This window comes from Nocardiopsis rhodophaea (assembly GCF_039530945.1).
Lineage (GTDB): Bacteria > Actinomycetota > Actinomycetes > Streptosporangiales > Streptosporangiaceae > Nocardiopsis_C > Nocardiopsis_C rhodophaea.
In genome coordinates this window covers 14,084-37,496 of record NZ_BAAAPC010000016.1, presented here as the reverse complement: position 1 = coordinate 37,496, position 23,413 = coordinate 14,084, and the positions used below count along the sequence as shown (strand labels likewise).

Here is a 23,413-nt window from a genome sequence, read left to right as displayed (position 1 = left end):
CTGGCAGGTGTGGACACGACGCAACAGGCGTGGTGTGGACACGACAGCCAGGATCGCCATGCTGTCCACGTGCCCTAGGTGTTCGCCGGGTCCAGGCCGGCGGAGAGAGCCTCCAGCTCCACCTCCCCGGCGCCGGAGGCGCCGAGCATGGCCAGAAGCTGATCGAGAAGCCAGTCGGCCAGTTCCGCCTCGGACATCGGGCGTTCCTTGAGCCAGATGAGCAGGGCGGACTCCACCGAGGAGATCCAGCAGCGCATCGCCAGCAGCACACGCGGCGAGGGGTGCTCGATGCCCGAGCGCTGGAGGAGCAGACGCAGCACCTGGTCGCGGACCTCGTCGATGACGGATTCGGTGTGATCGCTGGCGACCTTGGAACCGCCGCGCAGCAGGGCCACATAGGCGGGGGCGTACCGGTCGGCGAATTCGATGAAGGCCCGCAGCGCGGTGCGGAGCTGTTCCAGCAGCGGCAGGTCCGAGGGCGGGACGAGCATCGGGGCCAGCTCGTCCATGGCGCTGCGCAGTGCGGCGGTGCGCAGCTCGGTCATGTTCGGGAAATAGCGGTAGACCAGGGTGCGCGACACATCGGCGGCCTCGGCGATGTCCTCCGGGGTCACGCTGTCGGGGGAGCGCTCGGCGAAAACGCGCAGCGCCGTCGCGATCAGGTCTTCCCGGCGTTGGTGGGGGGACATGCGGCGGGGGCGGCGTCCCTGGGGTGCTCTAGCCTCCGTTGCCTCGTGCCTCACCATGTCGTCGCCACTACCCCTGCCCCACTCGGTGACCGGACGCATTTGTGCGTCGTGGCCGTGCTGTGATTCCGCCTGCCTTCTGGCACGGTATCCGCTTCCGGCGGACACCGGGGAGCCCCACCCCTTTTCTTCACATGTCCAGGCGCAACCGCCCGCCCAGGCTGCGGGACACGCAGATCGCGATCTCCTCCCGGCGCGGGGAACCCCCGGTCGGCCTGTCGCGGTGATCCGCCGGGCCGGACAGCAGCCGCACCCGGCAGGTGCCGCAGAAGCCCTGGCGGCAGGAGGAGGGGGTGTCGGGCCGGGCCTCGGAGATCACGTCCAGCGCGCTCCGGTCGGCCGGGACCCGCAGTACCCGGCCGGAGCGCGCCAGCTCGACCTCGAACTCGGTCCCGTCCACGATCGGCGGCGGCGAGAAGCGCTCCCAGAACAGGGCGACGTCCGGGCGGTCGGGAAGGGCGTCCCGCACCGCCGCGATGAGCGGCGGCGGGCCGCACACGTAGACCGCCGTCCCCGGGGCGACGTCCCCGACCAGGGTCTCGGCGCTGGGTGGGCCGAACTCGTCGTCCGGGCGGATGTCCATCCGGGAGCCGGGGGCGCCGCTGGCGAGCGACGACAGCTCGTCGAGGAACGGCATGGTGGTGCGGGACCGCCCGGTGTAGACGAAGCGGAACTCCGTGTGGTGGCGCGCCGCCGCGCGGACCATCGGCAGGATCGGGGTGATGCCGATGCCGCCCGCGATGAACAGGTAGCGCTCGCGCCGGGCGAAGGGGAAGGCGTTGCGCGGCCCCCGCAGCGTCAGCCGGGCTCCTGCGGTGAGCGCGTGCACCTCCCCCGAGCCCCGCCCGTCCGGGATGCGCCGCACCGCGATCCGGTACCGGCCGCGGTCGGCCGGATCCCCGCAGAGCGAGTACTGGCGGACCTGTCCGGACGGCAGCACGACGTCCACGTGGCAGCCCGGCTGCCACGCGGGCAGGGGAGCGCCGCCGACCCGCTGCAGTGTCAGGGCGGCCACGCCCTCGGCGGGCCGGTCGACGCGCGCGACGGTGACGTCAAGGTCGCGGTCGACCGGTGGCGGTGGCGACATCGTGCCGATCATCGCGGAGAACCGCTCCAGGGCCGGAACGATCCGTTCGAGGGTCCGGTAGAACCGGTCCGGCCGCCCGCGCGGGTCGCGCGGAAAGGGCGGGTCGGCGTACTTCTCTTCGCTGTGCTTCACGTCGGGTGCGTCTTCCTGGTTCGTGCTGGTGCTGTGCGGGGTCCAAAGCTGTGCCGCTCGGCGCCCTCGGTACTCAGTGCTCGGCGGCGCGAGCCGCCGGTGAGCTGGCCAGATAGGCCACCGCCTGACTGGTGGACCCGTGCTGCGAGGGGTGGTGGCCGGGCCGGAAGTAGCTTGGGACCGACCGCGCCAGCTGCCACAGGCCGGGGGTGAGCCCCATGCGGCCGCTGCGCAGGATGTCGCGCCAGCGCGGCTTGACCCTCCCCCGCAGCACCGGGTCGTTGGCCATCAGGAAGCGCACGCCGCGCACCCACAGCACCCCCAGCGTCATCGTGGAGACGACCATGGCGAGGGCGCGTTTGCTGTACCGGCCGTCCAGGTGCATGAACAGGTCGAAGGCGACAGCCCGGTGCTCGACCTCCTCGGCGCCGTGCCACCGCAGCAGGTCGAGCATGGTGGGGTCGGCGTTCGCCCGGTCGAGCGCCTTGGCGTCGAGCACCCATTGGCCCAGGACGGCCGTCATGTGCTCGATCCCGGCGATGAGGGCCAGCCGTGATCGCAGCCACGCCGACGCCCGCGCGCCGGTCAGGCCGCGGTCGCCGAGGAGTTTGCGGAACATCCAGGCGATCTGGCTGACGTAGGGCTCGGGGTCGAGCCCGTGGGCGTCCATGTGGTCCAGCACCCCGGCGTGCGCCTCGGCGTGGACGGCCTCCTGGCCGATGAAGCCGAGCACTTCCTCGCGCAGTTTCTCGTCGCGGATGAGCGGTACCGCCTCCTTGAAGACCTCGACGAACCAGCGCTCTCCCTCGGGCAGGAGCAGGTGCAGCACGTTGATGACGTGTGTGGCGAACGGCTCGCCGGGGATCCAGTGCAGGTCCAGCTTGGACCAGTCGAAGTGCACGTCGCGGGGGTACAGGACGAGGTTGTCCGGCTCGTCGACGGGCGCGGGGGCGTGCGCGTGCGGTTGCGCGTCTGTGGCGGGCCGCGCAGCGGGGTCGGGATCTCTGTGTGCGGGGGCGTCGATCGTCATGGCGGGTCCTCCGGTGCGGCTCGGAAGGTCGGACAGACAGAGAGATGAAGGAGGTGGGGGAGGGTTGATAGGGCGCGTCATTCGATCGGGGGTGCTACCCGGGCGGTCGCGCGCAGCACCGCCGGGGCCAGGCGGGACAGCAGAAGGCCGCCGTGGGCCTCGCTCGTGATCGGCAGCAGCTCCGGGCCGCGGTCGATCGCGGTCACGATGCGCCGCGCCGCCCGCTCCGGGGTGTAGCCGCGGAGCTGGTAGAGGCGCGCGAGGCGTTCGCGGGCGGCCGTGGCGGTGGAGTCGTCGGTGCCGGCAAAGTGGGTGGCGGCGATGATCCCGGTGTTGATGAGGCCGGGGCACACGGCGGTGACCTTGATGCCGTGGCCGGCGAGTTCCCCGCGCAGGCAGCGGCTCAGCATCAGCACCGCCGCCTTGGTGGTGGCATAGGCGGGGTAGGCGCGGGAGGGCAGGTAAGCCGCGGCCGACGCGGTGTTGACGATCCGCCCGCCACCGCCGTTCTCCACCATCATCGGGGCGAACGCGCGGCATCCGTGGATGACGCCCCACAGGTTGACGTCGATGGCGCGCTCCCAGTCGGCCGGGGTGGTGCCGATGAACGATCCGCCGATGCCGATCCCGGCGTTGTTGACGACGACGTCGGGGACCCCGTGTTCCGAACGCACCCACTTGGCGAAGCGGTCCATGGCCGTGCCGTCGGCGACGTCGAGCCGGTAGGACGCGGCGCCGGGGCCGAGCAGGGCGGCGAGCTCGGCGGTGCGCGCGGCCGTTTCCTCGTTGATGTCGACGGCGATGATCCGAGCACCCTGTTCGGCCAGTTCGAAGGCGGTGGCGCGGCCGATGCCGCCGCCCGCTCCGGTGACGACCGCCAGCTGCCCGGCGAACCGGCGTGGACGCGGGGTGGCGCGGGTAGCCGGAGCGCGCCCGCCCTCGACCTCCTCGATGAGTTCACACACCCGCCGCGCGACGACATCGGGGCGGGTGCGGGGCGCCCAGTGGCCTCCGTTGAGCCGGTGGAAGCGGAAGTCGGGGACCCATTCGGCGGCGGCCGTCTGCGCGCCGTCGGGCATGAAGGCCTCGCGGGTGGGGGCGAGGACCTGGACGGGTACCGAGGTGCGGCGTCGGCCCGGGGCGCGCAGGTGATCGCGCATGTTGGCCCGGTAGAGGTTGAGGCCGTTGAGGAAGTCGCGCATTCCGCGCCGGGCGCGCACGCGCGGCCGTCCGGACTCGCCGACCCGCTCGGCCGCTCCGACCACCAGGCCGCCGATGCCGGTGAGCCAGGACAGCTCGGGCAGCACCGGCAGGTGGAAGAAGCCGATGTAGGTGGAGTGCGCGCTCTGGCTGAGCAGCCGTCCGGGGTTTCCGGAGCGCAGGCCGGAGCGGATCCAGTGCGCGACGTGGTCCAGGCACGGGCCGGAGATCGAGGTGTAGGAGGCGAACCGGGAGGCGTGGCGCTCGTCGGTGACGGCGTGCCAGGACTGGAGCGACCCCCAGTCGTGCGCGAGGAGGTGCACCGGCTGATCGGGGCTGACGGCGTCGGCCACCCGGACGAGGTCATCGGCCAGCCGCTCCATCCGGTACCCGGAGCGTTCACGCGGCGCGGTCGAGGCCCCGGCGCCGCGCACGTCGTAGGTGACGACGTGGTACCGGTCGGCCAGCCGTTCGGCGACGGCGTCCCAGATCGAGGCGTTGTCGGGATAGCCGTGCACGCACAGCACGGTGGGGGCGGCGGGGTCGCCGTGGGGGTAGACGGCCAGGCGCAGGCCGTCGGCGGTCCACACGTACTGGACATTGTCGTGGATACTCATGGCGTGGCCTCTTTCTTCTCGGCCGCTCCCCCAGACGCGCCCGTGCTAGCCGTCTCCAGCGGTCCCGCCTCCGCGGGCTCCGCTGTGGCGCGGGTTCCCGCCCAGCGACGGACGTGCGGCAGGTCGTCGTCCAGCCAGTAGGTGTCGTCCTCGGTGACCACGAGGATCTCCTCGAACTTCACACCGACGCCGCGGAAGCCGATGTGCGGTTCGACCGCCCACAGGCCGGGGGTCGCCGGGTACTGCGAGATCTTCCCGTCGGCCCACAGTGGGGAGCGGTGGTGCATGCGTTCGACGATGAGGTCGCCGAACAGGGTCTGCAGTGAGCGGATGCCGAACCCGGCGACGATCGCCTTGGGCAGGCGCGAGTGCACCCTGGCCACCTGGTGGGCGATGACCCGGCCGGGGTAGACCTGGTGCCGGTTGTCGTAGCCCTGCCGTGTGATCAGGGCGTCGACCTCCTGGTAGATCTCGCGCAGCGGGCGCTGGGCGCGCACTTCGCAAAGGATCAGTTCGCGGTAGGCGGCGAGGTCGTCCATCAGCTTGTCGTGGACGGGGTTGTCACCGAGGCATCCCGCGAAGCCGATGTCGGCGACGTAGCCGTCCCGGACCGGCGCGCAGTCGAGGATGAAGGGCATGCCCTCCTCCAGGCGGCGGCCGGTGGGGAAGAACTGCAGCGGGACCCGGAAGTTGCGGAAGGCGGTGCGGTCGCCGAACCAGGCGAACGGGGTGTGGAACCAGTCCTGCACGCCCCGCTCCTCCAGCCAGGTGCGGATGCGGCGGGCGGCCTCGCGTTCGGTGTCCCCTGGTTCGAGGGTGGCCGCGACCGATGCGGCGGCCGCGTAGGCGAGCTGTTGCAGCTCACGAAAGCACGCCATGTCGGTGGCGTTCGTCACAGTAGTGTGAGACATGGCGTCATGTTAAACAAAGTGTCAACAAGGATCCAGGGGTCGAAAGCGATTACTACCCTGGGTCACCATTTCCGGCGCGCACGGCCAGAGTGAGGATCATGCGACGGCGGGGCACAACAGGGGCATGCCTCGCGCCTTCGACCGCACCCGCTGGCGCGCCGCACTGCTGGCGGTGGCGCTGATGCTTGCCGCGGCGTGTGCCGCCGATGAGTCCGGGCGTCCTGACACTACGGGACGACCAGCGGAAACATCAGAGGGGGGTGGGGCGACCGCCACGGTGGAGGGGCTGGAGAGGCTCACGGGGCCGGTGGACGTCGCCACGGATCTGGAGGTGCCGTGGGACATCGCCTTCCTGCCCGATGGAGCGGCGCTGGTGACCGAACGTGACTCGGCTCGGATCGTCAGGGTGACACCCGGTGGCGAGGTCACCGAGGTCGGCACGGTCGACGCGGCCGCGCCGCGCGGCGAGGGCGGGCTGCTCGGCCTCGCCGTCCACCCCGACTACCCGAGCGAGCCCGTCATCTACGTCTACGTCACCGCCTCCGCCGACAACCGCATCCTGCGCATGTCCTATACGGAGGACTCCGGGCTCGGGGACGCCGAGGTCGTCCTCGACGGTATCCCCAAGGCCGCCGTCCACAACGGCGGGCGCATCGCCTTCGGCCCCGACGGCCTGCTGTACGCGTCCACCGGCGACGCGGCCGAGCAGTCGACGGCGCAGGACACCGCTTCGCTCGGCGGGAAGATCCTGCGGATGACCCCCGACGGGCAGGCGCCGGACGATAACCCCTTCGGCAACCTCGTCTACAGCTACGGCCACCGCAACGTGCAGGGCCTGGCGTGGGATGACAACCAACGGCTGTTCGCCACCGAGTTCGGCCAGGACGACTACGATGAGATCAACGTGATCGAGCCCGGCGGCAACTACGGATGGCCGGAGGTCGAGGGCATCGGCGGCGACGACCGCTTCACCGAGCCGGTCGTGGTCTGGCGGCCCGCCGAGGCCTCGCCGAGCGGCGCCGCGATCGCCGGAGGCGCGCTGTGGGTGGCCGCCCTGCGCGGGGAGCGGCTGTGGAAGGTCCCGCTGCTCACCGGCGACGCCGACGACCCGGTCGGGGAGCCCGAGGCGCTGTATGTCGAACGCTACGGCCGCCTGCGCTCCGTCACCACCGCACCCGGAGGTACGGAGCTCTGGGTCGGGACGAGCAACCGCGACGGACGCGGGTCGCCCGTCTCCGGCGACGACCGCGTCCTGCGCGTGCCCGCGGACGCTTGACGGCGTTCCACCGCCCGGGCCCCTCTTCCTCAGTCGTCCGCTCGCCGCGCTACCTCGTCTGGCCCTCGTTGCTGTGCAGCGCCTCGTTGATCTTCTCCGCCGCCGAGGTCACGGCCTGGGCGTGCAGGCGGCCGGGCGAGCGGCCCAGGCGTTCGATCGGTCCGGATATCGAGACGGCGGCGATCACCCGGCCGCCGGGGCCGGTGATCGGCGCGGAGACCGATGCCACCCCCTGCTCGCGCTCCGCGACGCTCTGCGCCCAGCGGCGTCGCCGCACCTGCGACAGCGTCGCCGCGGTGAAGGGCGCGCCGCGCAGGCTGCGCCGGATGCGCTCGCTGTCCTCCCACGCCAGCAGGATCTGCGCGGCCGACCCCGCGTTCATCGGCAGCTCGCTGCCGACGGGCACGGTGTCGCGCAGCCCGCTGGCGCGCTCGGACGCGGCCACGCACACGCGCACATCCCCCTGGCGGCGGTACAGCTGGGCGCTCTCCCCGGTCAGGTCGCGCAGCTGGGTCAGAACCGGGGTGGCGACGGCCAGCAGCCGGTCCTCGCCGGTGGAGATGGACAGCTCACCCAGGCGCGGGCCGAGGATGAACCGGCCCTGGCTGTCGCGGGTGACCATGCGGTGGCGTTCGAGCGCGACCGCCAAGCGGTGCGCTGTCGGGCGCGCCAGTCCCGTGATCTGTACGAGCTGGGCGAGTGATGCCGGCCCGGACTCCAAAGCGTCGAGGACGGACATTGTCTTGTCCAGGACACCGACGCCACTGGATGAGCTAGAGTTGTCCATGGCTTGATATTGCCGTCTCGCTATTTGGAATGCAAATCTGCTTGAACCCCGCATGTCGGGCGTCGGGCGCGAGGATCGGGCGCCACCGGCGCCACCGGCGCCACCGTCGGCCCCGCCGGTGAGAAAGCGCGGGAACAGCAACATCGAGACGCTAGGAGGCGTCGCACATGGCTCGCACGATGGCCGAGAAGGTCTGGGAGGAGCACGTCGTCCGACGTGCCGAGGGAGAACCCGACCTGCTCTACATCGACCTGCACCTCGTGCACGAGGTCACCAGCCCGCAGGCCTTCGAGGGGCTTCGGCTGGCCGGCCGCCGCGTGCGCCGCCCAGACCTCACCATCGCGACCGAGGACCACAACGTCCCGACCGAGAACATCCTCGGCCCGATCGCCGACAAGGTCTCGCGCACCCAGATCGAGACGCTGCGCCGCAACGCCGAGGACTTCGGGGTCCGCCTGTTCCCGATGGGCGACATCGACCAGGGCATCGTGCACGTGGTCGGGCCGCAGCTGGGGCTGACCCAGCCGGGCATGACCATCGTCTGCGGCGACAGCCACACCAGCACGCACGGCGCGTTCGGCGCGCTGGCGTTCGGCATCGGCACCAGCCAGGTGGAGCACGTGCTGGCCACGCAGACGCTGCCGATGACCCCGTTCAAGACCATGGCGGTCACCGTCAACGGCACGCTGGAGCCGGGCGTTACCGCCAAGGACATCATCCTCGCCGTCATCGCCCGGATCGGCACCGGCGGCGGCCAGGGCTACGTCATCGAATACCGGGGCGAGGCCATCCGGTCCCTGTCGATGGAGGCCCGGATGACCATCTGCAACATGTCGATCGAGGCGGGCGCACGCGCCGGGATGATCGCCCCCGACGACACCACGTTCGACTACATCAAGGGCCGCCCGCACGCCCCGCGGGGCGCGCAGTGGGACGCCGCCGTCGAGCACTGGACGAGCCTGCGCACCGACGACGACGCCGTCTTCGACCACGAGGTCGTGCTCGACGCCGCCGAGCTCAGCCCGTTCGTCACGTGGGGAACCAACCCCGGGCAGGGCGCGCCGCTGGACGCCGCGGTGCCGGTCCCCGACGAGATCGAGGACCCCACCGAGCGCGCCGCCGCCGAGAAGGCGCTGGCCTATATGGACCTCGCCCCCGGCACGCCGCTGCGGCAGGTCTCCGTCGACACGGTGTTCCTCGGTTCCTGCACCAACGGCCGCATCGAGGACCTGCGGGCCGCGGCCGAGGTCATCAAGGGCCGGAAGGTCGCCGACGGCGTGCGGATGCTCGTCGTCCCCGGCTCGATGCGGGTCAAGGAACAGGCCAACGCCGAAGGCCTGGGCGAGGTCTTCGCCAACGCCGGGGCCGAGTGGCGCGAGGCCGGATGCTCGATGTGCCTGGGGATGAACCCGGACCAGCTCAAGCCGGGCGAGCGCAGCGCGTCGACGTCCAACCGGAACTTCGAGGGCCGGCAGGGCAAGGGCGGGCGCACGCACCTGGTGTCGCCGCTGGTCGCCGCGGCGACCGCGGTCCGCGGCACGCTGTCCTCCCCGGCCGACCTGTAGAACCAGAGCCCCCACGGACCCCGACGACATCACGAGGGATCACACCGCCATGGAGAAGTTCACCGTCCACACCGGACGCGCCGTGCCGCTGCGCGCCAGCAACGTGGACACCGACCAGATCATCCCCGCCGTCTACCTCAAGCGGGTCAGCCGGACCGGGTTCGAGGACGGCCTATTCGCCGCGTGGCGCGCCAACGACCCCGAGTTCGTGCTGAACAAGCCCGAGTTCGCTAACGGCACCGTGCTGATCGCGGGCCCTGACTTCGGCACCGGCTCCTCGCGCGAGCACGCGGTGTGGGCGCTGCAGGACTACGGCTTCAAGGCCGTGCTGGCGCCGCGCTTCGCCGACATCTTCCGTGGGAACTCGCTCAAGGGCGGGCTGCTCACTGTCGCGCTGGAGCAGGAGGTCATCGAGCGGCTGTGGGAGCTGGTCGAGGCCGACCCCGCGACCGAGATCACGGTCGACCTGGTGGAGCGCGAGGTGCGCGCGCCGGGCGTCACCGTTCCGTTCGAACTCGACGACTACACGCGCTGGCGGCTGCTGGAGGGGTTGGACGACATCGCTCTGACCCTCCGGCGGACCGACGCGATCGACGACTTCGAGAAGCGGCGCAAGCCATGGCTCCCGGTGACGAGCTAGGGCCCGCGCGCCCCGGTGACGAGGCCGGATCCGGCGCGGATCCGGCCGAGACGCCGGAATTTTACCTGGATTTGGCTGAGCGACTTCGGGACGCCCATCGCCGGGCGAACGCGCTCCCCGAGAGCGTCCGGATTCCGGTTATTCGTAGGCTTTTGACGGTTACGGAAGCGGTCAAAAGGGATCCTGTTCGCGCCTCCCGACGTCTCGATCGGATGCTTGAGGAGCTTCCTCCGCAGGTGGACGAGCCCCCGACACGCTGAATTTCCCGGCCTAGGTGTTTGTGCTGGAGGCCGTGTGTCCCCTAATTTCGTGCGGGCAAGGGGGAACCGGAGGAAACAATGAACAAGCGTGACCTGATCGACGCCGTCTCCAAGGAGATGGGGGGAGACAAGAAGACGGCCAACGAGGCCGTCAACGCCATCTTGGAGACCATCCAGCGGACCGTCGCCAAAGGCGACAAGGTCGCTATCACTGGGTTCGGTGTGTTCGAGAAGTCCGACCGCGCCGCCCGCACCGCCCGCAACCCCGCTACCGGGGCCACCATCAACGTCCCCGCGAGCAAGGTACCGAAGTTCCGCGCTGGCGCTGACTTCAAGGAGCGGGTCAACAAGGGCAAGTAGGGCCCTGGCCTATCGGGCCTGACCAGTCACGGCGCTGCCCGGGTTCTCCCACCGGAGACCCGGGCAGCGCTATGTCCGGGGCCGGGCGGGGTGTTTGCGCGCGGGAGACAGGCTAAACCGCGCGTTCCGGCCCCGCGCCCCCACGGTGTACTCCGCGTCGCCCGCCGTGCTGAGCGTCGTCACCGCCCCGGCGCGTCCAGCAGTCCCACCAGATCCAGCAGCTTGGCGGTGTGCGGGCCGACGCCGAGATCGACGGCGCCGCGCAGGTCCTCAGGGGTGTCGACGTCCCTGCGGACGGTCGGTACGCCGGCAGGGGCCAGTTCGACCGCGCCGTCGTCGAGGTGGCGCCGCCGCGATGCCCCTTCGAACGCGGGGGTGAAGGCCGCACCGGGGGCCGCCGCGTACAGCGTGGTGCCGATGCCGGGCGCGTCCGCGAGAAACGCGCGCTCGTGTGGCGCCGCCTCCGCCAGCACCGCACCCAGCTCGGTCGGGCGAAGCGCCGGAAGGTCCGCCGACAGCGCGCACAGCCCCTGCCCCGGCTCCCGCCGCGCGGCTTCGGCAGCGCCGTGCACCAGCGCGGGGTTCAACCCGGTTCCGGGCTCACCGGCGATGACGCGCGCACCCAGCCCGCGCAGCTCCGCAGAGGCGCGGGCGTCGTCGGTCACCACGAACACCGACGCGACCGCCGGGCAGTCGACGGCCGCCATGACCGTGTCGCAGGCGATGGCGAGCGCGAGGTCGGCCCGGTGCGGTCCGGCGAGGCCCGCGAGCCGCGTCTTCGCGCCCACCAGGCGTTTCACCGGGACGAGGAGCGACCACCGGTGATCGGCTCCGCCTCTGCTCGTGCTCACGCACACCTCTCGACTCCGATGGCGGCCAGGACGTAGAAAGGGTATGACCAAGCGCAACACAGCGCCGTCCAGGCGTGTTCCCCCCAGGGTGCGACGTGGGTGATCGTGGTGGCCGCCTAGACTGGGGCGATCGCGCGCCCGGGGGTCGTTTCGGGCGCCTCCCACTGTCGGCACGTCGTCGCCTGGACGCGCCGTGCCCAGGGTCGAATCCGGAGGAGTCCGTGGCAAAGCAACGGGAATCGCGTTGGGTGAAGCTCGTCGTGGCCAGCATCGTCCGTCCGATCATGGCGGCCATCACCAAAGTCGACTGGCGCGGGCAGCACCACATCCCGCGTAAGGGCGGTGTGATCGTCGCCTCCAACCACCTCTCCCTGGCCGATCCGCTGACCGTCGCCCACTACCTGTACGTGGCGGGGCGCCGGTGGCCGACGTTCACCTCGAAGGACAGCGTCTTCCGCATCCCCGTGGTGGGCTTCGTGGCGCGGAGCACCGGGCAGATCGGCGTGAAGCGGGGCAGCACCGAGGCGATCAAGGCACTGCAGGAGGCAGAGAAGGCGCTGACCGAGGACGGGTGCTCGGTCATCTTCTACCCCGAGGGCACCTGCACCCGCGACCCGAACGGATGGCCGATGGTCGCCAAGACCGGCGTCGCGCGGCTCGCGTTGACCACGGGCGCGCCCGTCGTCCCGGTCGCCCACTGGGGCGAGCAGGAGCTGCTGCCGTACGGCACCACGAAGGTGCGGCCCTTCCCGCGCAAGCGCGTCCAGTACCTGGCGGGTCCGGCGGTGGACCTGGACAAGTACCGGGGTGAGCCGATCACCTCGTCTCTGCTGAAAGACGCGACCGCCGACATCATGCGGGCCATCACCGACCTGCAGGCGGAGATCCGCGGTGAGGTGCCGCCCGCGATCCCCTTCGACCCCAAGGCGGCACGCCAGGACCAGCTCACCGAGGGCGCGGCGGACGCGGCCGAGAACGGTCGGGAGGACGCCGGCCCCGCCGCGCCGCCCGAAAAGAACAAGCCGGCACAGGCGGAGAACGCCGCCACCAGCGGTGGCGCGGGTGGCAAGAACGACGACGCGTCCTAGGTCGGCGTAGCAGCCGATCTGGACGCATGAGGGATGGGAGAGACGATGAAGGTCGCCGTCATGGGCTGCGGCTCATGGGGTACGGCGTTCGCCAATGTAGTGGCGGACGCCGGCGTCGCCGAGGTCGAGATGTGGGGCCGACGCGCAGACGTGGTCGACGCGATCCAGCAGCGGTCCGAGAACCCCGACTACTTCCCGGGGATCGAGCTGAACCCGAAGTTGACCGCGACGACCGAGGCGGCCACGGCCCTCAACGGTGCCGAGTTCGTCGTCATCGCCGTGCCCTCGCAGTCGCTGCGGGCGAACCTCGCCGCCTGGCGTGAGCACATCCCGGCCAACGCGGTCATCGTCAGCCTGATGAAGGGCATCGAGCTCGGTACGTCGCTGCGGATGAGCGAGGTGATCGCCGAGGTGCTGGAGCTGCCCGCCGAGCAGATCGCCGTTGTCTCCGGCCCCAACCTCGCTCGCGAGATCGCCGAGCGCCAGCCCGCGACGTCCACCTTCGCCTGCCCGCACGAGCCGACCGCCGTGCGGCTGCAGAGAGTCTGCAACTCCCCCTACTTCCGGCCCTACACCACGACCGACCTGGTCGGCGCGGAGCTCGGCGGCGCGGTCAAGAACGTCATCGCGCTGGCCGTCGGCGTCTCCGACGGCATGGGGCTCGGCGACAACGCCAAGGCGTCGCTGATCACGCGCGGTCTGGCCGAGACGGTGCGGCTGGCGGTGTCGCTGGGCGCCGACGAGCACACCCTCGCCGGGCTGGCCGGACTGGGCGACCTCGTCGCCACCTGCAGCTCCCCGCTGTCGCGTAACCGCACCTTCGGCGAGAAGCTGGGGTCGGGCATGACCGTCGAGGAGGTCGTGGCGGCGACCCGCCAGACGGCGGAGGGGGTGAAGTCCTCGGAGTCGATCCTGGCGCTGGGCCGGGCCAACGGCGTCGAGATGCCGATCACCGAGGCCGTGGTCGGGATGATGCACCACGACCTGAGCCCGGCGGAGGCGCTGCAGGCGTTCATGGCGCGCAGCACCAAACCGGAGAGATACGGCGTGTGAGCGCCGTTCCGGGGCGGGAAGCGCGGCCGGCGCGTCCACGCGGTCGACCAGGGGTTTGCGTGGGCGGCGGTGGCAGCGTTGGCGACATTCGATCTACAGCTTGGGAGAACCGCGCATGACGGGCCGACCCGACCAGGGGGAGAACACCCGCGCCGTTGGTCTGCCCACCGGCCCGGCACCGGCCGAGCGGCCGCTGCGGATGCCGGTGCACCGCAGCACCACCTACGCGTTCGCCACCTCGCGGGAGTACGCGGATGTGCTCGATGGCGGCCGCGAAGGCTATTCCTACGCCCGGATCGACAACCCGACGAGCGAGGCGTTCGCCCGGGCCCTGGCCGCGATGGAGGGCCGAGGCCTGGACAGCGAAGTGCGCGGGCAGGCGTTCACCTCGGGCATGGCGGCGATCAGCACCACCCTGCTCGCGCTGACCTCGGTCGGCGCCCACGTGGTGGCCGCCCGTTCGATCTACGGCAACACCTACTCGCTGCTGGACGGGCTCCTGCGCCGGTTCGGGGTGAGCACCGACTTCGTCGACATCACCGATCTCGACGCGGTCCGCGCCGCCGTCCGGCCGGAAACGGCGGTGATCTTCACCGAGACGCTGTCGAACCCCACCATGACCGTGTCCGATATCCCCGGGCTCGCGGAAATCGCCGCCGAGGCGGGGGCGGTACTCGTCGTGGACTCCACGTTCGCCTCGCCCGCCGTCTGCCGCCCGCTGGAGCACGGGGCCGACCTGGTGCTGCATTCGGCCACCAAATACATCGGCGGGCACAGTGACGCCACCGGGGGTGCGGTGGCCGGCCGCCCCGCGCTGGTCGACGCGATCCGGGCGGCCCGCATCGACCTGGGGCCGTGCCTCGCGCCCGACGAGGCGTTCCTGCTGCACCGGGGCTTGGAGACGCTCCCGCTGCGTGTCGCCCGGCAGTGCGCTTCCGCGGCGGAGTTCGCGGCGGCCGTCGCCGAGCATCCGGCGGTCGCGCGCGTGGACTATCCCGGGCTACCTGGCCACCAGGGGCACAAGCTCGCCGGGCAGCTGTTCGACCCCGGTCGCTACGGTGCGGTCGTCACCGTCACGCCGCATGGTGGCCGGGCAGCGGGCATGGCGTTCGCCGACGGGCTGCGCGTGGCCACCGTCGCCGCGTCGCTGGGTGGTACCCACACGCTGGCTGGCCACGTAGGATCTTCGACGCACCGGCAGATGAGCGACGAGGCGCTGGAGGCCGCGGGGATCGGACCGGCGGCCGTTCGGTTCTCCATCGGTGTCGAGGATCCGGCCGATCTCATCGAGGACGCGTTGTCGGCCTTGGACCGGTGCACGTCCGACGGATGAAGAATGGGGGACCGGCACCGAAATTGCTTGGTTCTGGTCCTGCACCAATGCAAGATAGGGTCACGCCCATGACCGAGCAGCAAAAGATTCGGGTCGCCGTGGTTTTCGGCGGGCGCAGTTCCGAGCACGAGATCTCCTGTGTCACGGCGGGCAGTGTGCTCTCCGTTATCGACACCGACCGCTACGAAATCGTGCCCATCGGGATCACCCGCGACGGCAGATGGGTGCTGACCTCGGGTGAGAGCGAGCAGCTGGCCATCCGCGACGGCCAGCTGCCCAGCGTCGACGGGGCGGGAAGCACCCTCGCACTGCCCTTCGACTCCGCCACCGACCTGATGGTCGTCGAACCCGACCAGGTTCCGCGGCGCGTCGGCAAGGTCGACGTCGTCCTGCCACTGCTGCACGGTCCCTTCGGCGAGGACGGCACCATCCAGGGCCTGTTCGAGATGATGGGCGCCCGCTACGCGGGTGCCGGGGTCTTCGCCAGCGCCGCCTCCATGGACAAGATCTTCATGAAGGCTCTGCTTACCGGAAACGGCATTCGCACCGGTGCCTACGTACCGATCACCGAGCGGGAGTGGCAGCGCGAGCGCAAGCGCGTCCTCGACGACATCGCCGAGCTCGGTGGCACGCTCTTCGTCAAGCCGGCCCGCGCCGGCAGCAGCGTCGGCATCAGCAAGGTGGCCGACGCCGCCGACACCGACACCGTCATCGCCGCGATCGAGGCGGCGCGCGAACACGACCCGAAGGTCATCGCCGAGGCCGCGATCGTCGGCCGGGAGATCGAGTGCGGCGTGCTGGAATCGATGGACGGCGGCCTCCCCGATGTGTCGCTGCCCGCCGAGATCCACGTCGCCGACGGCTTCGACTTCTACGACTTCGAGGCCAAGTACCTCTCCACCAGCAGTCTCACCATCCCCGCCGAACTGCCGGAACAGGTCATCGCCGACATCCGCGCGCTGGCCGCGCGCACGTTCGAGGTGCTGGGCTGCGAGGGGCTGGCCCGCGTCGACTTCTTCTACGGCGACGACGGCGAGATCTACGTCAACGAGATCAACACCATGCCGGGCTTCACCCCGACGTCGGCCTTCCCGCAGATGTGGCAGGCGACCGGCGTGGACTACCCCGCCCTGGTCGACCGGCTGATCCAGACCGCGCAGCACCGCCAGCCGGGCCTGCGCTGAGTCCGACCCCGTGATCCACGCCCGTCCCGGGCACCCGCGACCGAACCGAACGCGGGTGCCCGGAATGCGGGCATATCACTCTTTCGGACAGCGCCCTATTCGTGGACGTTTTGCGGACTCGCCCCCAGATCGCGGGGCGGAACCGCGGGCAACAACTCACGGGCAACGATCGTGCCTCCGGCTGTCGCGGCCGGGAACACCACCACCGCGACGAACGGGATCGCCAGCAGCAGGTATGAGGGCACGGCGAATCCCAGAACCAGCGCCCGCCGCTGCCCCATCGCCCGGCGGCGGTCCCGCAGCCGACGCAACCCCCGCCGGTCGAAGGCCGTGCCGACGAGCTCCATACCGAGCATCCACCCGCCGAACAGGGCCGAGACCACGGGAATCAGGGTCTGCCCGATCACCGGGATGAATCCGGCGACGAACAGCGGGACGGTCACCACGGCCGAGATCAGAATCAGCGTCAACGACTGGCGCACCGCCCGCGCGACCATCCCCGCCACCGGCTCATCCACCTCGGGCGGAGCGCCGCCGAGCTCATCCTCGACCGCCTCGGCGATCTTGTCGTAGAGCGGGAACCCCAGGGCAAGCGTGACCCCGGTGAACGCCACCACCATGACAAGGACGACACCGGCGACGACGGTGATCCCCACCGCGATCCGCAGCGTGGTGGCCCATCCCTCGGCCCACCCCTCGGCGAACGGCGTCATCCAGGTGACGAGGTCGGTGATGTTCACGAGCAGGGTGATCAGCGCGATGAGGAACAGCACCGAGGTGATCAGGGGCGGAATCGCCCCCATGAGGAACAATTTGGGCCGCCGGAGCACCATCCCGAACCCACGGAACAGGGCGCCGACGCCAGAGAACGTGTCGCGGATGGCGTGACTCACAAGGCACGACCCTAGCCGGGAGGCGAGCTGAGCGCACGCGACTCCTGCCGGGCCGACCTGCCCACCCGGTGTGAGCCGAGCGTGTGGATGGCGTCCGGTGGGCGGGTGGCGGCGCAGAGAGGCACGCGAACGTCGGCGAACATGCCCGCCACCGGTGCAACGGACGGGGAGGGGGCGCCTGGGCGCCCCCGAAGATCACATCACCCCTCTCACCCTCGGCACCATCGCCCCGTGACGGCTCCCGGGTCCGTCGGCCCGGAGCCGTACCGAAGAACCATGGTCCGCGTGGGCCGTGCACTGTCCGTGCCTTGCGGGACTGAGCCGCCCCAGCGCGTCGCGGGCCCGGAGGCGGGCGGCGCGATCGGGGTGGTTCAGCTCGAACCAGTGGAGCACGGAGACCGCCTGGGGATGCTCGATCGCGGCCATGACGTCGAAGAACGAGACGCCGTCAATGCTCCTCGGAGCGCTGACCGCGCGGGCGCGGTCGTCGGTCATCAGGTGCAGACGGATCATCTCCGCGATCTGGTCGGTTGCCACCCACGCCCGGTCACCGGGCCGGAGGGCGCCCGCGGTGCCAAGACCTCGGTCGTGGAGCCACATCCGCGCCCGCGCGCCGAAATCGGGATCGTCTACTAGGCGCCCATAGGCGGACGCGGCGGCATGCGGGTGCCGGGTCGTCACCGAGGCCACCAGCGCCCTGTGCAGGCAGTCGTCGGTGCGGCGGGCGACATCGACAAGGTCGCGCATGGCCCGTTTCGTCCCGCGTGCGGCGATCCATGCGTCGAGGTCGGCCACCGTCCCCGGCGCACCGCTCGCCGCGCGTTCGACGAGGACCTCGGCCTCCTCGGCCATGAGCGCGTTGTAGGTTCGAAGCGCGTGACCGGCGGCGGTCAGCCGCTCATAGGCGGCCCACTCGCCGATCGCTGTCAGCTCGAACACCCCGCCCGCCTCCACGCACCCGCCGGTCCCGGGCTCAGCGCGCGCGACGGCCCCCAGCCGCTGGAGGTCGTCGAGCACGACATGGACGGCCATGAGGAGTGTGGCGGACGCGTCAGGCGGCATCGGCGCACCGTCGTCCAGCAGCTCATCGTCTGTAGCCTGCTGATACGTCCTAACGATAGATCGGGCGATGAACGAGATCCCCACCGGCCTCCGCTCCTCGAAGAGCACGGAAACGACGCCCTCCACGAAGGCGTCGGGCGCGACGCCGTACTCCTTCTCGAAGGTCTCCGGGTCGGCCAGGTAGAGGCGTTCCGCCAGGTCCTCCGAGATCGCTTCGTAGAACTCCCGCCACAGCTGCATGGCGGCGCGGGGGACCCACGCCGACGCCTCGAAGGTACGGTCCCGGGCCGGCTCCGCGCCTCCCCCTTCCTCATCGCGGCGGAACGCCGGCACCGCGCGGATGGATTCCGCCAGCTGTTCGGCGGTCGGAAGACGCGCCGCCCGCTGGCGGTATCCGTGGCGCCCCGGCCCCGCGAAGAGCACCGGCTGGTCGAACGCCGCGCGGCGGGACACGACGAACGCCTCGACCGCCGTATGGAGATCATCGGCGTGGGAGCAGCGGGGATCGAGCCACCCGTGATCGGCCAGCATCGACCACCACACACGGACCGCCGCGCCGACCTCCTCAGCGGTCGGCGGCGCCGTTCCGCCCCGCCGCCGCACCCAGTCCATGAACAGGGCGGCGACGTCCCACGTGTGCCACCGGGCCAGGAGCCCGTCGCCACCGGCGTCCGGCTCCCCGTACTTGTAGTCGAGGACCACGCGCAGGGCAGCGGGGGTGAGATCGCGGCCGGTCCGCCGCGCGAAGTCGACCGCCCGCTCCACGAAACGCTCCCGGTACACGGCGAACGTGGCCTCATCGGCGTGGGTGAACACGAGGCGCATCAGGACTCTCCTCCGGTCGCCGGCTGCCCAGGACCTGGACGCACACCGACCAGGGCGCCCTGCTCGACCGCATAGGTGCCCACCGGGGTCAGGGCGAAGCTGAACCCGCCGAGGCTGAAAGCGGAGTCTGTGCCCGCCGACCGCTCGCAGCCCTCCGCGGCCTCCGCGACCTCGCGGTGTTCGATGACCCCGAGCGCGCTCAGGACCCCGATCCCACCGGGAAACATGGCGATGGGCACGCCGTCGTGCCGCACCCGCTCCCACAGCGCATCCGAGGAGACGTGGTCCCCACCGCTCTCCATGAGGCGGGCGAGAACCTTGCGCATGACCTGCTCGGCCGGAGCGTAGAAAACGCGCGGGTCCTGCAACCGCCACAGCGTTGGGGCGTGGTCCAGGAGCACGCACACCAGGTGCAGCGCATCGTGGCGGAGACGCCTGTAGTCGGGGCCCGGGATGACCCAGCCGTGCTGCCGCTCCACATCACCGCGCCGCCGCTCGGTGCGCTCGGGGACGAGCTTCAGAATGTGGGCCTTCAGCGCGACCGTCAGGAGTTCGGCCCCGCGGTCGAACGGGCAGGCGACATGGTCGCCCGCTTCCTCATGCTTGCCGAGGTGGCGCCCCAGGGTGACCAGCGTGTAGTGCGTGGAGCGGTAGGGATGGTTCAGCCGTTCCCGCGATACCTCCTTGCCGGTGCTGATCCAGGCCAGAAAATCCAACATGAGTGCGACGAGCAGCGCCCCCTCGGCCACGCGGCGCAACTCCGAGGCGCGTGGCTGGTCGGGTGGGGCTACGTCGGCACCGGGCGGTGGGGTGACGTGCGTTCGGGTGGTGTCAGGCATGGCGATCCCCCATCACTGGAAGCGGAAGTTCCGCGCGGAATCGCCCGTCTTCGCGTTCGCATGTCTCGGTGCCGGGAAGCGGCGCGGAATTCCACGCTAGGCAGGCGCCGCAAGGCGTGTCGAGTCACTCCGCACCCCTGTGGATAACTTTTCTCCGGGGCGCGGACGGCTTTCCACAGCCACTCGCGCGGCCTTGCCCCGGCCTCTCCGCGGACACTTGCCTGGAGGCATGCCGGATCTCTCCAGCGTGCGGGCGCTCGCCGCCTCCCAGCACGGGGTCGTCTCCCGCCGCCAGGCAGCGGAGTGCGGACTCACCAGCAGGCAGATCACCACCCTCATCAGCAAAGGCCAGTGGAGACGCTTGCGAACGGGGATCTACCTCGTGCGTGGGGACCCCGCCCCGGCACTGGCCGCGCGGGTGATGGCGGTGCAGCTGGCCTACGGGCCCCGTGCCGTGGCCGTCGGCCCCACGGCGGCCCGCCTCTGGCGCATGCAGGGCCTGCTTTCGGGTCCCGGCTACGAACACGTCCACGTCACGGTTCCGGGCCGTTCGAGCGCCACCCCCATCGGGCTGCGCCTTCACGGATGGGATGTCGCACCCGGCGAAACCACTCTGTACAAGGGCATCCGCCTCAGCACCCCCGGCCGCACCCTGCGCGACACCGTCCTCCTGACCGACCGCTACGCCGCCGTCAGTGTCATCGACTCCGCCCTGCAACAGGGCCTGGTCACTCCCGAAGACCTCGCGGAACTCGAAGCAGCCAACGCCGGCCGCCTGGGCGCCTCGCGCACCCGCTCCTGGTGGAGCCAGGCCGACGGTCGGTCCCAGAGCACCTTCGAGACCCGTATCCGACTCATCTGCACCGACGCCGGCATCCCACCCGAAACCCTCCAGCACCCCGTCTACGATTCCCACGGCGACCTCGCCGGCCATGCCGACCTCGCTTGGCCCAGCCACGGCGTCATCGTCGAAGCCGACGGCCGCGACCCCCACTCCCTTCCGGGGGCGCTCTTCACCGACCGCCACCGCCAGAACATGATCGTCAGCTCACCCGACCGGCTCGTCCTCCTCCGCTTCACCTGGAGCGACCTGCAACATCCCCGTGAGATCGTCGCGATGATCCGCTCCGCCCTGGAGACCCCGGCCGATGGTTGAGCGGACGCACCCGTGCGCGGTCGGCGACAGTGCATCCGACCGCGATCCGCCATCGGAGCCAGCCGTGGCCGCCGCGTCCTCGCGCGGTCCGGGCAGCGGCTCAGTACGGAAATCCAGCTCGACGTGGATACGCGGACATCACCGCGTCGGCGCTCATCGCGGCAGAAAGCGGCTCGGTTGGCCGTGCCAGCTGACGTAGAGGGCTTCGCGCGCGCGGGTGCAGGCGACGTAGAGAAGGGAGCGCTGGGCGTCGAGGTCGGCGAGGTGTTGGTGTTCGTCGAGGTCCGCGCTGGTGACGTGGTCCATCTGGGGGAGTGCGTCGGCGGTGACACCGGTGACGGCGATAGCGCGGAATTCGAGGCCCTTGACGCCGTGCATGGTGGTGACGCGGACGGAGCCGGTGGCGTCGGTGACGGCGTGGTCGCGGGGGTTGAAGACGGTGGCGGGGAGCGAGCGGGCGCGGAGGTGGGCGGCGACGGAGTCGCGGAGGCGGTTGGTTCTGGCCGTGACGCAGATGTCGCCGGGGGCGATACCGTCGGCGAGCCAGCGGCGGACGCGGTCGGCCAGGGCGTCGAGCTCGGCGGGTTCGTCGGCGGCGCCGTGGAGTTCGGGTGGTGGGCCGCTCAGGACGCAGCGGGTGCTGCCGGGCGGTTCGGCCGTACCGTGCGCGGTCGGCGTCGTGCCGTTCGAGGACGGCGCCGTGACGCGCGAGAGGGCCACCGGCTCTCCCAGCTCGGTGGTGGTGTGGCCGCGGATAATGCCGTCGGCCCAGGTCAGGATCTCCTCGGTGGTGCGGTAGTTGACGCGCAGCGGGTAGGAACGGCCGACGACCTCGATCCCCAGCTGCTTGAAGGAGACGGTGTTGTCGTAGATGCGCTGCCGGTTGTCGCCCGCGATGAACATGTCGTTGGGCCCATGGGCCGCGGCGGCGCGCAGGGTGCGCCACTGGGCGGGGTGGAGGTCTTGGGCCTCGTCCACGACGACGCTGGTGTAGCGGGGCTCGCCCCGGCTGCGGAGGATGCGCTCCGCCTCGGCGTGCAGGTCCTCGGCCGGGAGGCGGCGGCTGGTGCGCATCTGGGCGCGTGCGTCGCTGATCGCGTGCCAGACCTCGCGCCGCTGGGCGGTGCTCAGCGGGGTGCTGCGCCCGCGCCGCGCGTCGGGGTCGAGGTAGCCCTCAAGCGTGCTGATCCCCTGAGCCGTGATCACGTGCCGGTACTCGGAGAACAGGAAGTCGACGGGCCAGGGCAGGCGGTGCTGTCGCGTGTAGTTGGCGAAGAAGCCGCGCGTGTCGGTGCGCAGCCGGACGTCGGGGCGGACTTCCTTGACGACGTCCAGCGCGAGCTTGTCGGTGGTGACCACGTCGACGTCGTCGACCAGTTCGGGCGGGAGCAGCAGCCCGAGGTTGCGCCTAAGCGACTCCACCAGCGCGTTGGTGAAGCTGGTGAGGAGGATGCGGCCGTCGAGCGGCAGGTTCTCCGCCAGGTGTTTCACGCGGTGCAGCGCCACGACCGTCTTGCCGGTGCCCGGACCGCCCGACACCTTGGCAGGGCCGTTGAAGCGCGGCCGGTAGGCCAGTGCGCGCTGCTTGGGGTGGAGGAAGACGCGCCACGCGTTGAACTCACCGGCGAGGATGTCCTCGACTTCACGGTCGTCGTTGACGACGATGACGCGCTCGCGGGTGTGCCGGATCGCGGTGTCGTAGTCGTCGGTGGCGACGGCGCCTACGACAGGCCGCCGCGGGCCCACCACCTCCTCCAGCACGCGCTGCACCGAGTGCCCGTCAGCGAGCGCGGTGAGCACCTCGTACTGGTCCTGGGGCAGTGCCGGACCCCAGTTCCGCAGTTCCCCGATGCCACTGAGGGCACGGCAGAACTCACGGATCTCCGGATCGATTCCCAGCCGCGCCAGGTCGCGGTCGCTGACGTGCTCGAAGAGCGGGGGAGACGGCGAGGTCGCGGACGGAGCGGACGGGGCCGAGCGCTCCGCGGGTGCGCTGGTACGCGGCTCCCGAGCGGGGGCGGCGTCGGGTGCCGGGGTCCGCAGCGCGGTCGCGTCGCGCCGCTCCAGGGTGCCCATGACCTGGTTCACGTCGTGCCGCTGGTCGACCGCCCATTCCTCGGCGGCGCCGCGCGGCAGCAGATGCACCAGGAGAAAGGTCTCGCCTGACTCGGGCGCGAGCATCACCCCGGTCCACGCGTCGCTGATGCGGAATGTGCGGATACGCGGATCCTGGCCCGAGGGGAGCGGTTGAATGCGCAGGTCGGGATGGGAAAGCACGGCGTGCAGCGGCAGCTCGCGGAATTTGCGGGTGACGGCGAGCAGCCGTTCACGGGTTGGCCGGTCGAGTTTCTCGTACTGCGGGAGACACGTCGCGTCGATGGCCAGTTGGGGCATGAGCCTCCTTTGCTTTCGGCGCTCCTGACGGCGGAGGAGCCGTGCATTGACCGCCCTTCCCATTGCTGTTCTACCCGGCGGTGAAGACAGAACGGAGGGAAATCGGCCCTTTCTTTTCTTATTT

Annotated in this window: 21 protein-coding genes; 10 read left to right on the top strand and 11 right to left on the bottom strand. The window is 71.0% G+C overall.

From position 1 onward, the window contains the following. Positions 1-74: 74 nt before the first annotated feature. The 5 genes from ABD259_RS17855 to ABD259_RS17835 all read right to left on the bottom strand — a co-directional run bounded on the left by ABD259_RS17855 (position 75) and on the right by ABD259_RS17835 (position 5,723). Positions 75-689, bottom strand: coding sequence for a TetR/AcrR family transcriptional regulator (locus ABD259_RS17855; protein WP_344102711.1), 615 nt, complete (start codon positions 687-689; stop codon positions 75-77). 187 nt (positions 690-876) lie between these two features. After that, positions 877-1,965: a PDR/VanB family oxidoreductase gene (locus ABD259_RS17850; RefSeq protein WP_344164036.1), complete on the bottom strand. Its 1,089-nt coding sequence runs from the start codon at positions 1,963-1,965 to the stop codon at positions 877-879. A gap of 73 nt (positions 1,966-2,038) precedes the next feature. Beyond that, positions 2,039-2,995, bottom strand: coding sequence for a metal-dependent hydrolase (locus tag ABD259_RS17845; RefSeq protein WP_344164033.1), 957 nt, complete (start codon positions 2,993-2,995; stop codon positions 2,039-2,041). Positions 2,996-3,072: 77 nt separating this feature from the next. Beyond that, positions 3,073-4,812 carry an SDR family oxidoreductase gene (locus ABD259_RS17840; RefSeq protein ID WP_344164030.1) on the bottom strand — a complete coding sequence of 580 codons (1,740 nt, stop codon included), beginning with the start codon at positions 4,810-4,812 and terminating at the stop codon, positions 3,073-3,075. Then, positions 4,809-5,723: a M24 family metallopeptidase gene (locus ABD259_RS17835; RefSeq protein ID WP_344164027.1), complete on the bottom strand. Its 915-nt coding sequence runs from the start codon at positions 5,721-5,723 to the stop codon at positions 4,809-4,811. The genes ABD259_RS17840 and ABD259_RS17835 overlap by 4 nt, the downstream gene beginning before the upstream one ends. A 124-nt stretch (positions 5,724-5,847) precedes the next feature. On the opposite strand from ABD259_RS17835, the gene ABD259_RS17830 reads away from it, so the two are divergent. Continuing rightward, positions 5,848-6,999 (top strand): PQQ-dependent sugar dehydrogenase, encoded by a 1,152-nt coding sequence (locus tag ABD259_RS17830; protein WP_344102724.1) that lies wholly within the window; start codon positions 5,848-5,850, stop codon positions 6,997-6,999. Between the two features lie 49 nt (positions 7,000-7,048). On the opposite strand, the gene ABD259_RS17825 is transcribed toward ABD259_RS17830, so the two are convergent. After that, positions 7,049-7,738: an IclR family transcriptional regulator gene (locus ABD259_RS17825; RefSeq protein ID WP_412759375.1), complete on the bottom strand. Its 690-nt coding sequence runs from the start codon at positions 7,736-7,738 to the stop codon at positions 7,049-7,051. A gap of 215 nt (positions 7,739-7,953) precedes the next feature. Between ABD259_RS17825 and leuC the strand changes: the two genes are divergently transcribed. From leuC to ABD259_RS17810, 4 genes are all read left to right on the top strand, one after another. Further along, complete coding sequence (gene leuC / locus ABD259_RS17820; protein ID WP_344102728.1) at positions 7,954-9,351, top strand: 3-isopropylmalate dehydratase large subunit; 1,398 nt, start codon at positions 7,954-7,956, stop codon at positions 9,349-9,351. A gap of 49 nt (positions 9,352-9,400) precedes the next feature. After that, a complete protein-coding gene (gene leuD / locus ABD259_RS17815) occupies positions 9,401-9,991 on the top strand; it encodes a 3-isopropylmalate dehydratase small subunit (RefSeq protein ID WP_344102731.1) in 591 nt (196 codons plus the stop codon). Next, positions 9,970-10,251 carry an SCO5555 family protein gene (locus ABD259_RS26050; RefSeq protein WP_461786979.1) on the top strand — a complete coding sequence of 94 codons (282 nt, stop codon included), beginning with the start codon at positions 9,970-9,972 and terminating at the stop codon, positions 10,249-10,251. Before leuD ends, ABD259_RS26050 begins: the two co-directional genes overlap by 22 nt. Before the next feature lie 78 nt (positions 10,252-10,329). Continuing rightward, complete coding sequence (locus ABD259_RS17810) at positions 10,330-10,611, top strand: HU family DNA-binding protein (RefSeq protein WP_344102733.1); 282 nt, start codon at positions 10,330-10,332, stop codon at positions 10,609-10,611. Between the two features lie 179 nt (positions 10,612-10,790). Here the strand turns inward: ABD259_RS17810 and cofC are convergent, their stop codons facing one another. Continuing rightward, on the bottom strand, positions 10,791-11,468 hold the full coding sequence (gene cofC, locus ABD259_RS17805) for a 2-phospho-L-lactate guanylyltransferase (RefSeq protein ID WP_344102735.1): 678 nt from the start codon (positions 11,466-11,468) through the stop codon (positions 10,791-10,793). Between the two features lie 215 nt (positions 11,469-11,683). Here cofC and ABD259_RS17800 point away from each other — a divergent pair, with 215 nt between their 5' ends. The 4 genes from ABD259_RS17800 to ABD259_RS17785 all read left to right on the top strand — a co-directional run bounded on the left by ABD259_RS17800 (position 11,684) and on the right by ABD259_RS17785 (position 16,120). Further along, positions 11,684-12,550 carry a lysophospholipid acyltransferase family protein gene (locus ABD259_RS17800; protein WP_344102737.1) on the top strand — a complete coding sequence of 289 codons (867 nt, stop codon included), beginning with the start codon at positions 11,684-11,686 and terminating at the stop codon, positions 12,548-12,550. A 45-nt stretch (positions 12,551-12,595) separates the two neighbouring features. Next, positions 12,596-13,603 carry an NAD(P)H-dependent glycerol-3-phosphate dehydrogenase gene (locus ABD259_RS17795; RefSeq protein WP_412759376.1) on the top strand — a complete coding sequence of 336 codons (1,008 nt, stop codon included), beginning with the start codon at positions 12,596-12,598 and terminating at the stop codon, positions 13,601-13,603. Between the two features lie 115 nt (positions 13,604-13,718). Beyond that, positions 13,719-14,936: a trans-sulfuration enzyme family protein gene (locus ABD259_RS17790; RefSeq protein WP_344102741.1), complete on the top strand. Its 1,218-nt coding sequence runs from the start codon at positions 13,719-13,721 to the stop codon at positions 14,934-14,936. Between the two features lie 68 nt (positions 14,937-15,004). Continuing rightward, positions 15,005-16,120, top strand: a complete 1,116-nt coding sequence (locus ABD259_RS17785; protein ID WP_344102743.1) for a D-alanine--D-alanine ligase family protein — start codon at positions 15,005-15,007, stop codon at positions 16,118-16,120. A gap of 95 nt (positions 16,121-16,215) precedes the next feature. Here the strand turns inward: ABD259_RS17785 and ABD259_RS17780 are convergent, their stop codons facing one another. From ABD259_RS17780 to ABD259_RS17770, 3 genes are all read right to left on the bottom strand, one after another. Then, complete coding sequence (locus tag ABD259_RS17780; RefSeq protein WP_344102745.1) at positions 16,216-17,013, bottom strand: EI24 domain-containing protein; 798 nt, start codon at positions 17,011-17,013, stop codon at positions 16,216-16,218. A 195-nt stretch (positions 17,014-17,208) separates the two neighbouring features. Continuing rightward, entirely contained in the window at positions 17,209-18,900 is a 1,692-nt protein-coding gene (locus ABD259_RS17775; RefSeq protein WP_344102747.1) for a hypothetical protein, read from the bottom strand. Further along, entirely contained in the window at positions 18,900-19,739 is an 840-nt protein-coding gene (locus ABD259_RS17770; protein ID WP_344164024.1) for a hypothetical protein, read from the bottom strand. The genes ABD259_RS17775 and ABD259_RS17770 overlap by 1 nt, the downstream gene beginning before the upstream one ends. Positions 19,740-19,968: 229 nt before the next feature. Here ABD259_RS17770 and ABD259_RS17765 point away from each other — a divergent pair, with 229 nt between their 5' ends. Further along, on the top strand, positions 19,969-20,895 hold the full coding sequence (locus ABD259_RS17765) for a type IV toxin-antitoxin system AbiEi family antitoxin domain-containing protein (RefSeq protein WP_344164021.1): 927 nt from the start codon (positions 19,969-19,971) through the stop codon (positions 20,893-20,895). Between the two features lie 153 nt (positions 20,896-21,048). Here the strand turns inward: ABD259_RS17765 and ABD259_RS17760 are convergent, their stop codons facing one another. Continuing rightward, entirely contained in the window at positions 21,049-23,289 is a 2,241-nt protein-coding gene (locus tag ABD259_RS17760; protein WP_344102753.1) for a UvrD-helicase domain-containing protein, read from the bottom strand. Between the last annotated feature and the right edge of the window lie 124 nt (positions 23,290-23,413).

What these genes read in the sequence shown, in the direction of transcription:
- leuD (WP_344102731.1), top strand. Translation starts at nt 9,401, where the DNA reads ATGGAGAAGTTCACCGTCCACACCGGACGCGCCGTGCCGCTGCGCGCC.
- ABD259_RS17845 (WP_344164033.1), bottom strand. Translation starts at nt 2,995, where the DNA reads ATGACGATCGACGCCCCCGCACACAGAGATCCCGACCCCGCTGCGCGG.
- ABD259_RS17770 (WP_344164024.1), bottom strand. Translation starts at nt 19,739, where the DNA reads ATGCCTGACACCACCCGAACGCACGTCACCCCACCGCCCGGTGCCGAC.
- ABD259_RS17835 (WP_344164027.1), bottom strand. Translation starts at nt 5,723, where the DNA reads ATGTCTCACACTACTGTGACGAACGCCACCGACATGGCGTGCTTTCGT.
- ABD259_RS17810 (WP_344102733.1), top strand. Translation starts at nt 10,330, where the DNA reads ATGAACAAGCGTGACCTGATCGACGCCGTCTCCAAGGAGATGGGGGGA.
- ABD259_RS17795 (WP_412759376.1), top strand. Translation starts at nt 12,596, where the DNA reads ATGAAGGTCGCCGTCATGGGCTGCGGCTCATGGGGTACGGCGTTCGCC.
- ABD259_RS17825 (WP_412759375.1), bottom strand. Translation starts at nt 7,738, where the DNA reads ATGTCCGTCCTCGACGCTTTGGAGTCCGGGCCGGCATCACTCGCCCAG.
- ABD259_RS17775 (WP_344102747.1), bottom strand. Translation starts at nt 18,900, where the DNA reads ATGCGCCTCGTGTTCACCCACGCCGATGAGGCCACGTTCGCCGTGTAC.
- ABD259_RS17840 (WP_344164030.1), bottom strand. Translation starts at nt 4,812, where the DNA reads ATGAGTATCCACGACAATGTCCAGTACGTGTGGACCGCCGACGGCCTG.
- leuC (WP_344102728.1), top strand. Translation starts at nt 7,954, where the DNA reads ATGGCTCGCACGATGGCCGAGAAGGTCTGGGAGGAGCACGTCGTCCGA.
- ABD259_RS17855 (WP_344102711.1), bottom strand. Translation starts at nt 689, where the DNA reads ATGTCCCCCCACCAACGCCGGGAAGACCTGATCGCGACGGCGCTGCGC.
- ABD259_RS17765 (WP_344164021.1), top strand. Translation starts at nt 19,969, where the DNA reads ATGCCGGATCTCTCCAGCGTGCGGGCGCTCGCCGCCTCCCAGCACGGG.
- ABD259_RS17785 (WP_344102743.1), top strand. Translation starts at nt 15,005, where the DNA reads ATGACCGAGCAGCAAAAGATTCGGGTCGCCGTGGTTTTCGGCGGGCGC.
- ABD259_RS17830 (WP_344102724.1), top strand. Translation starts at nt 5,848, where the DNA reads ATGCCTCGCGCCTTCGACCGCACCCGCTGGCGCGCCGCACTGCTGGCG.
- ABD259_RS26050 (WP_461786979.1), top strand. Translation starts at nt 9,970, where the DNA reads ATGGCTCCCGGTGACGAGCTAGGGCCCGCGCGCCCCGGTGACGAGGCC.
- ABD259_RS17790 (WP_344102741.1), top strand. Translation starts at nt 13,719, where the DNA reads ATGACGGGCCGACCCGACCAGGGGGAGAACACCCGCGCCGTTGGTCTG.
- ABD259_RS17760 (WP_344102753.1), bottom strand. Translation starts at nt 23,289, where the DNA reads ATGCCCCAACTGGCCATCGACGCGACGTGTCTCCCGCAGTACGAGAAA.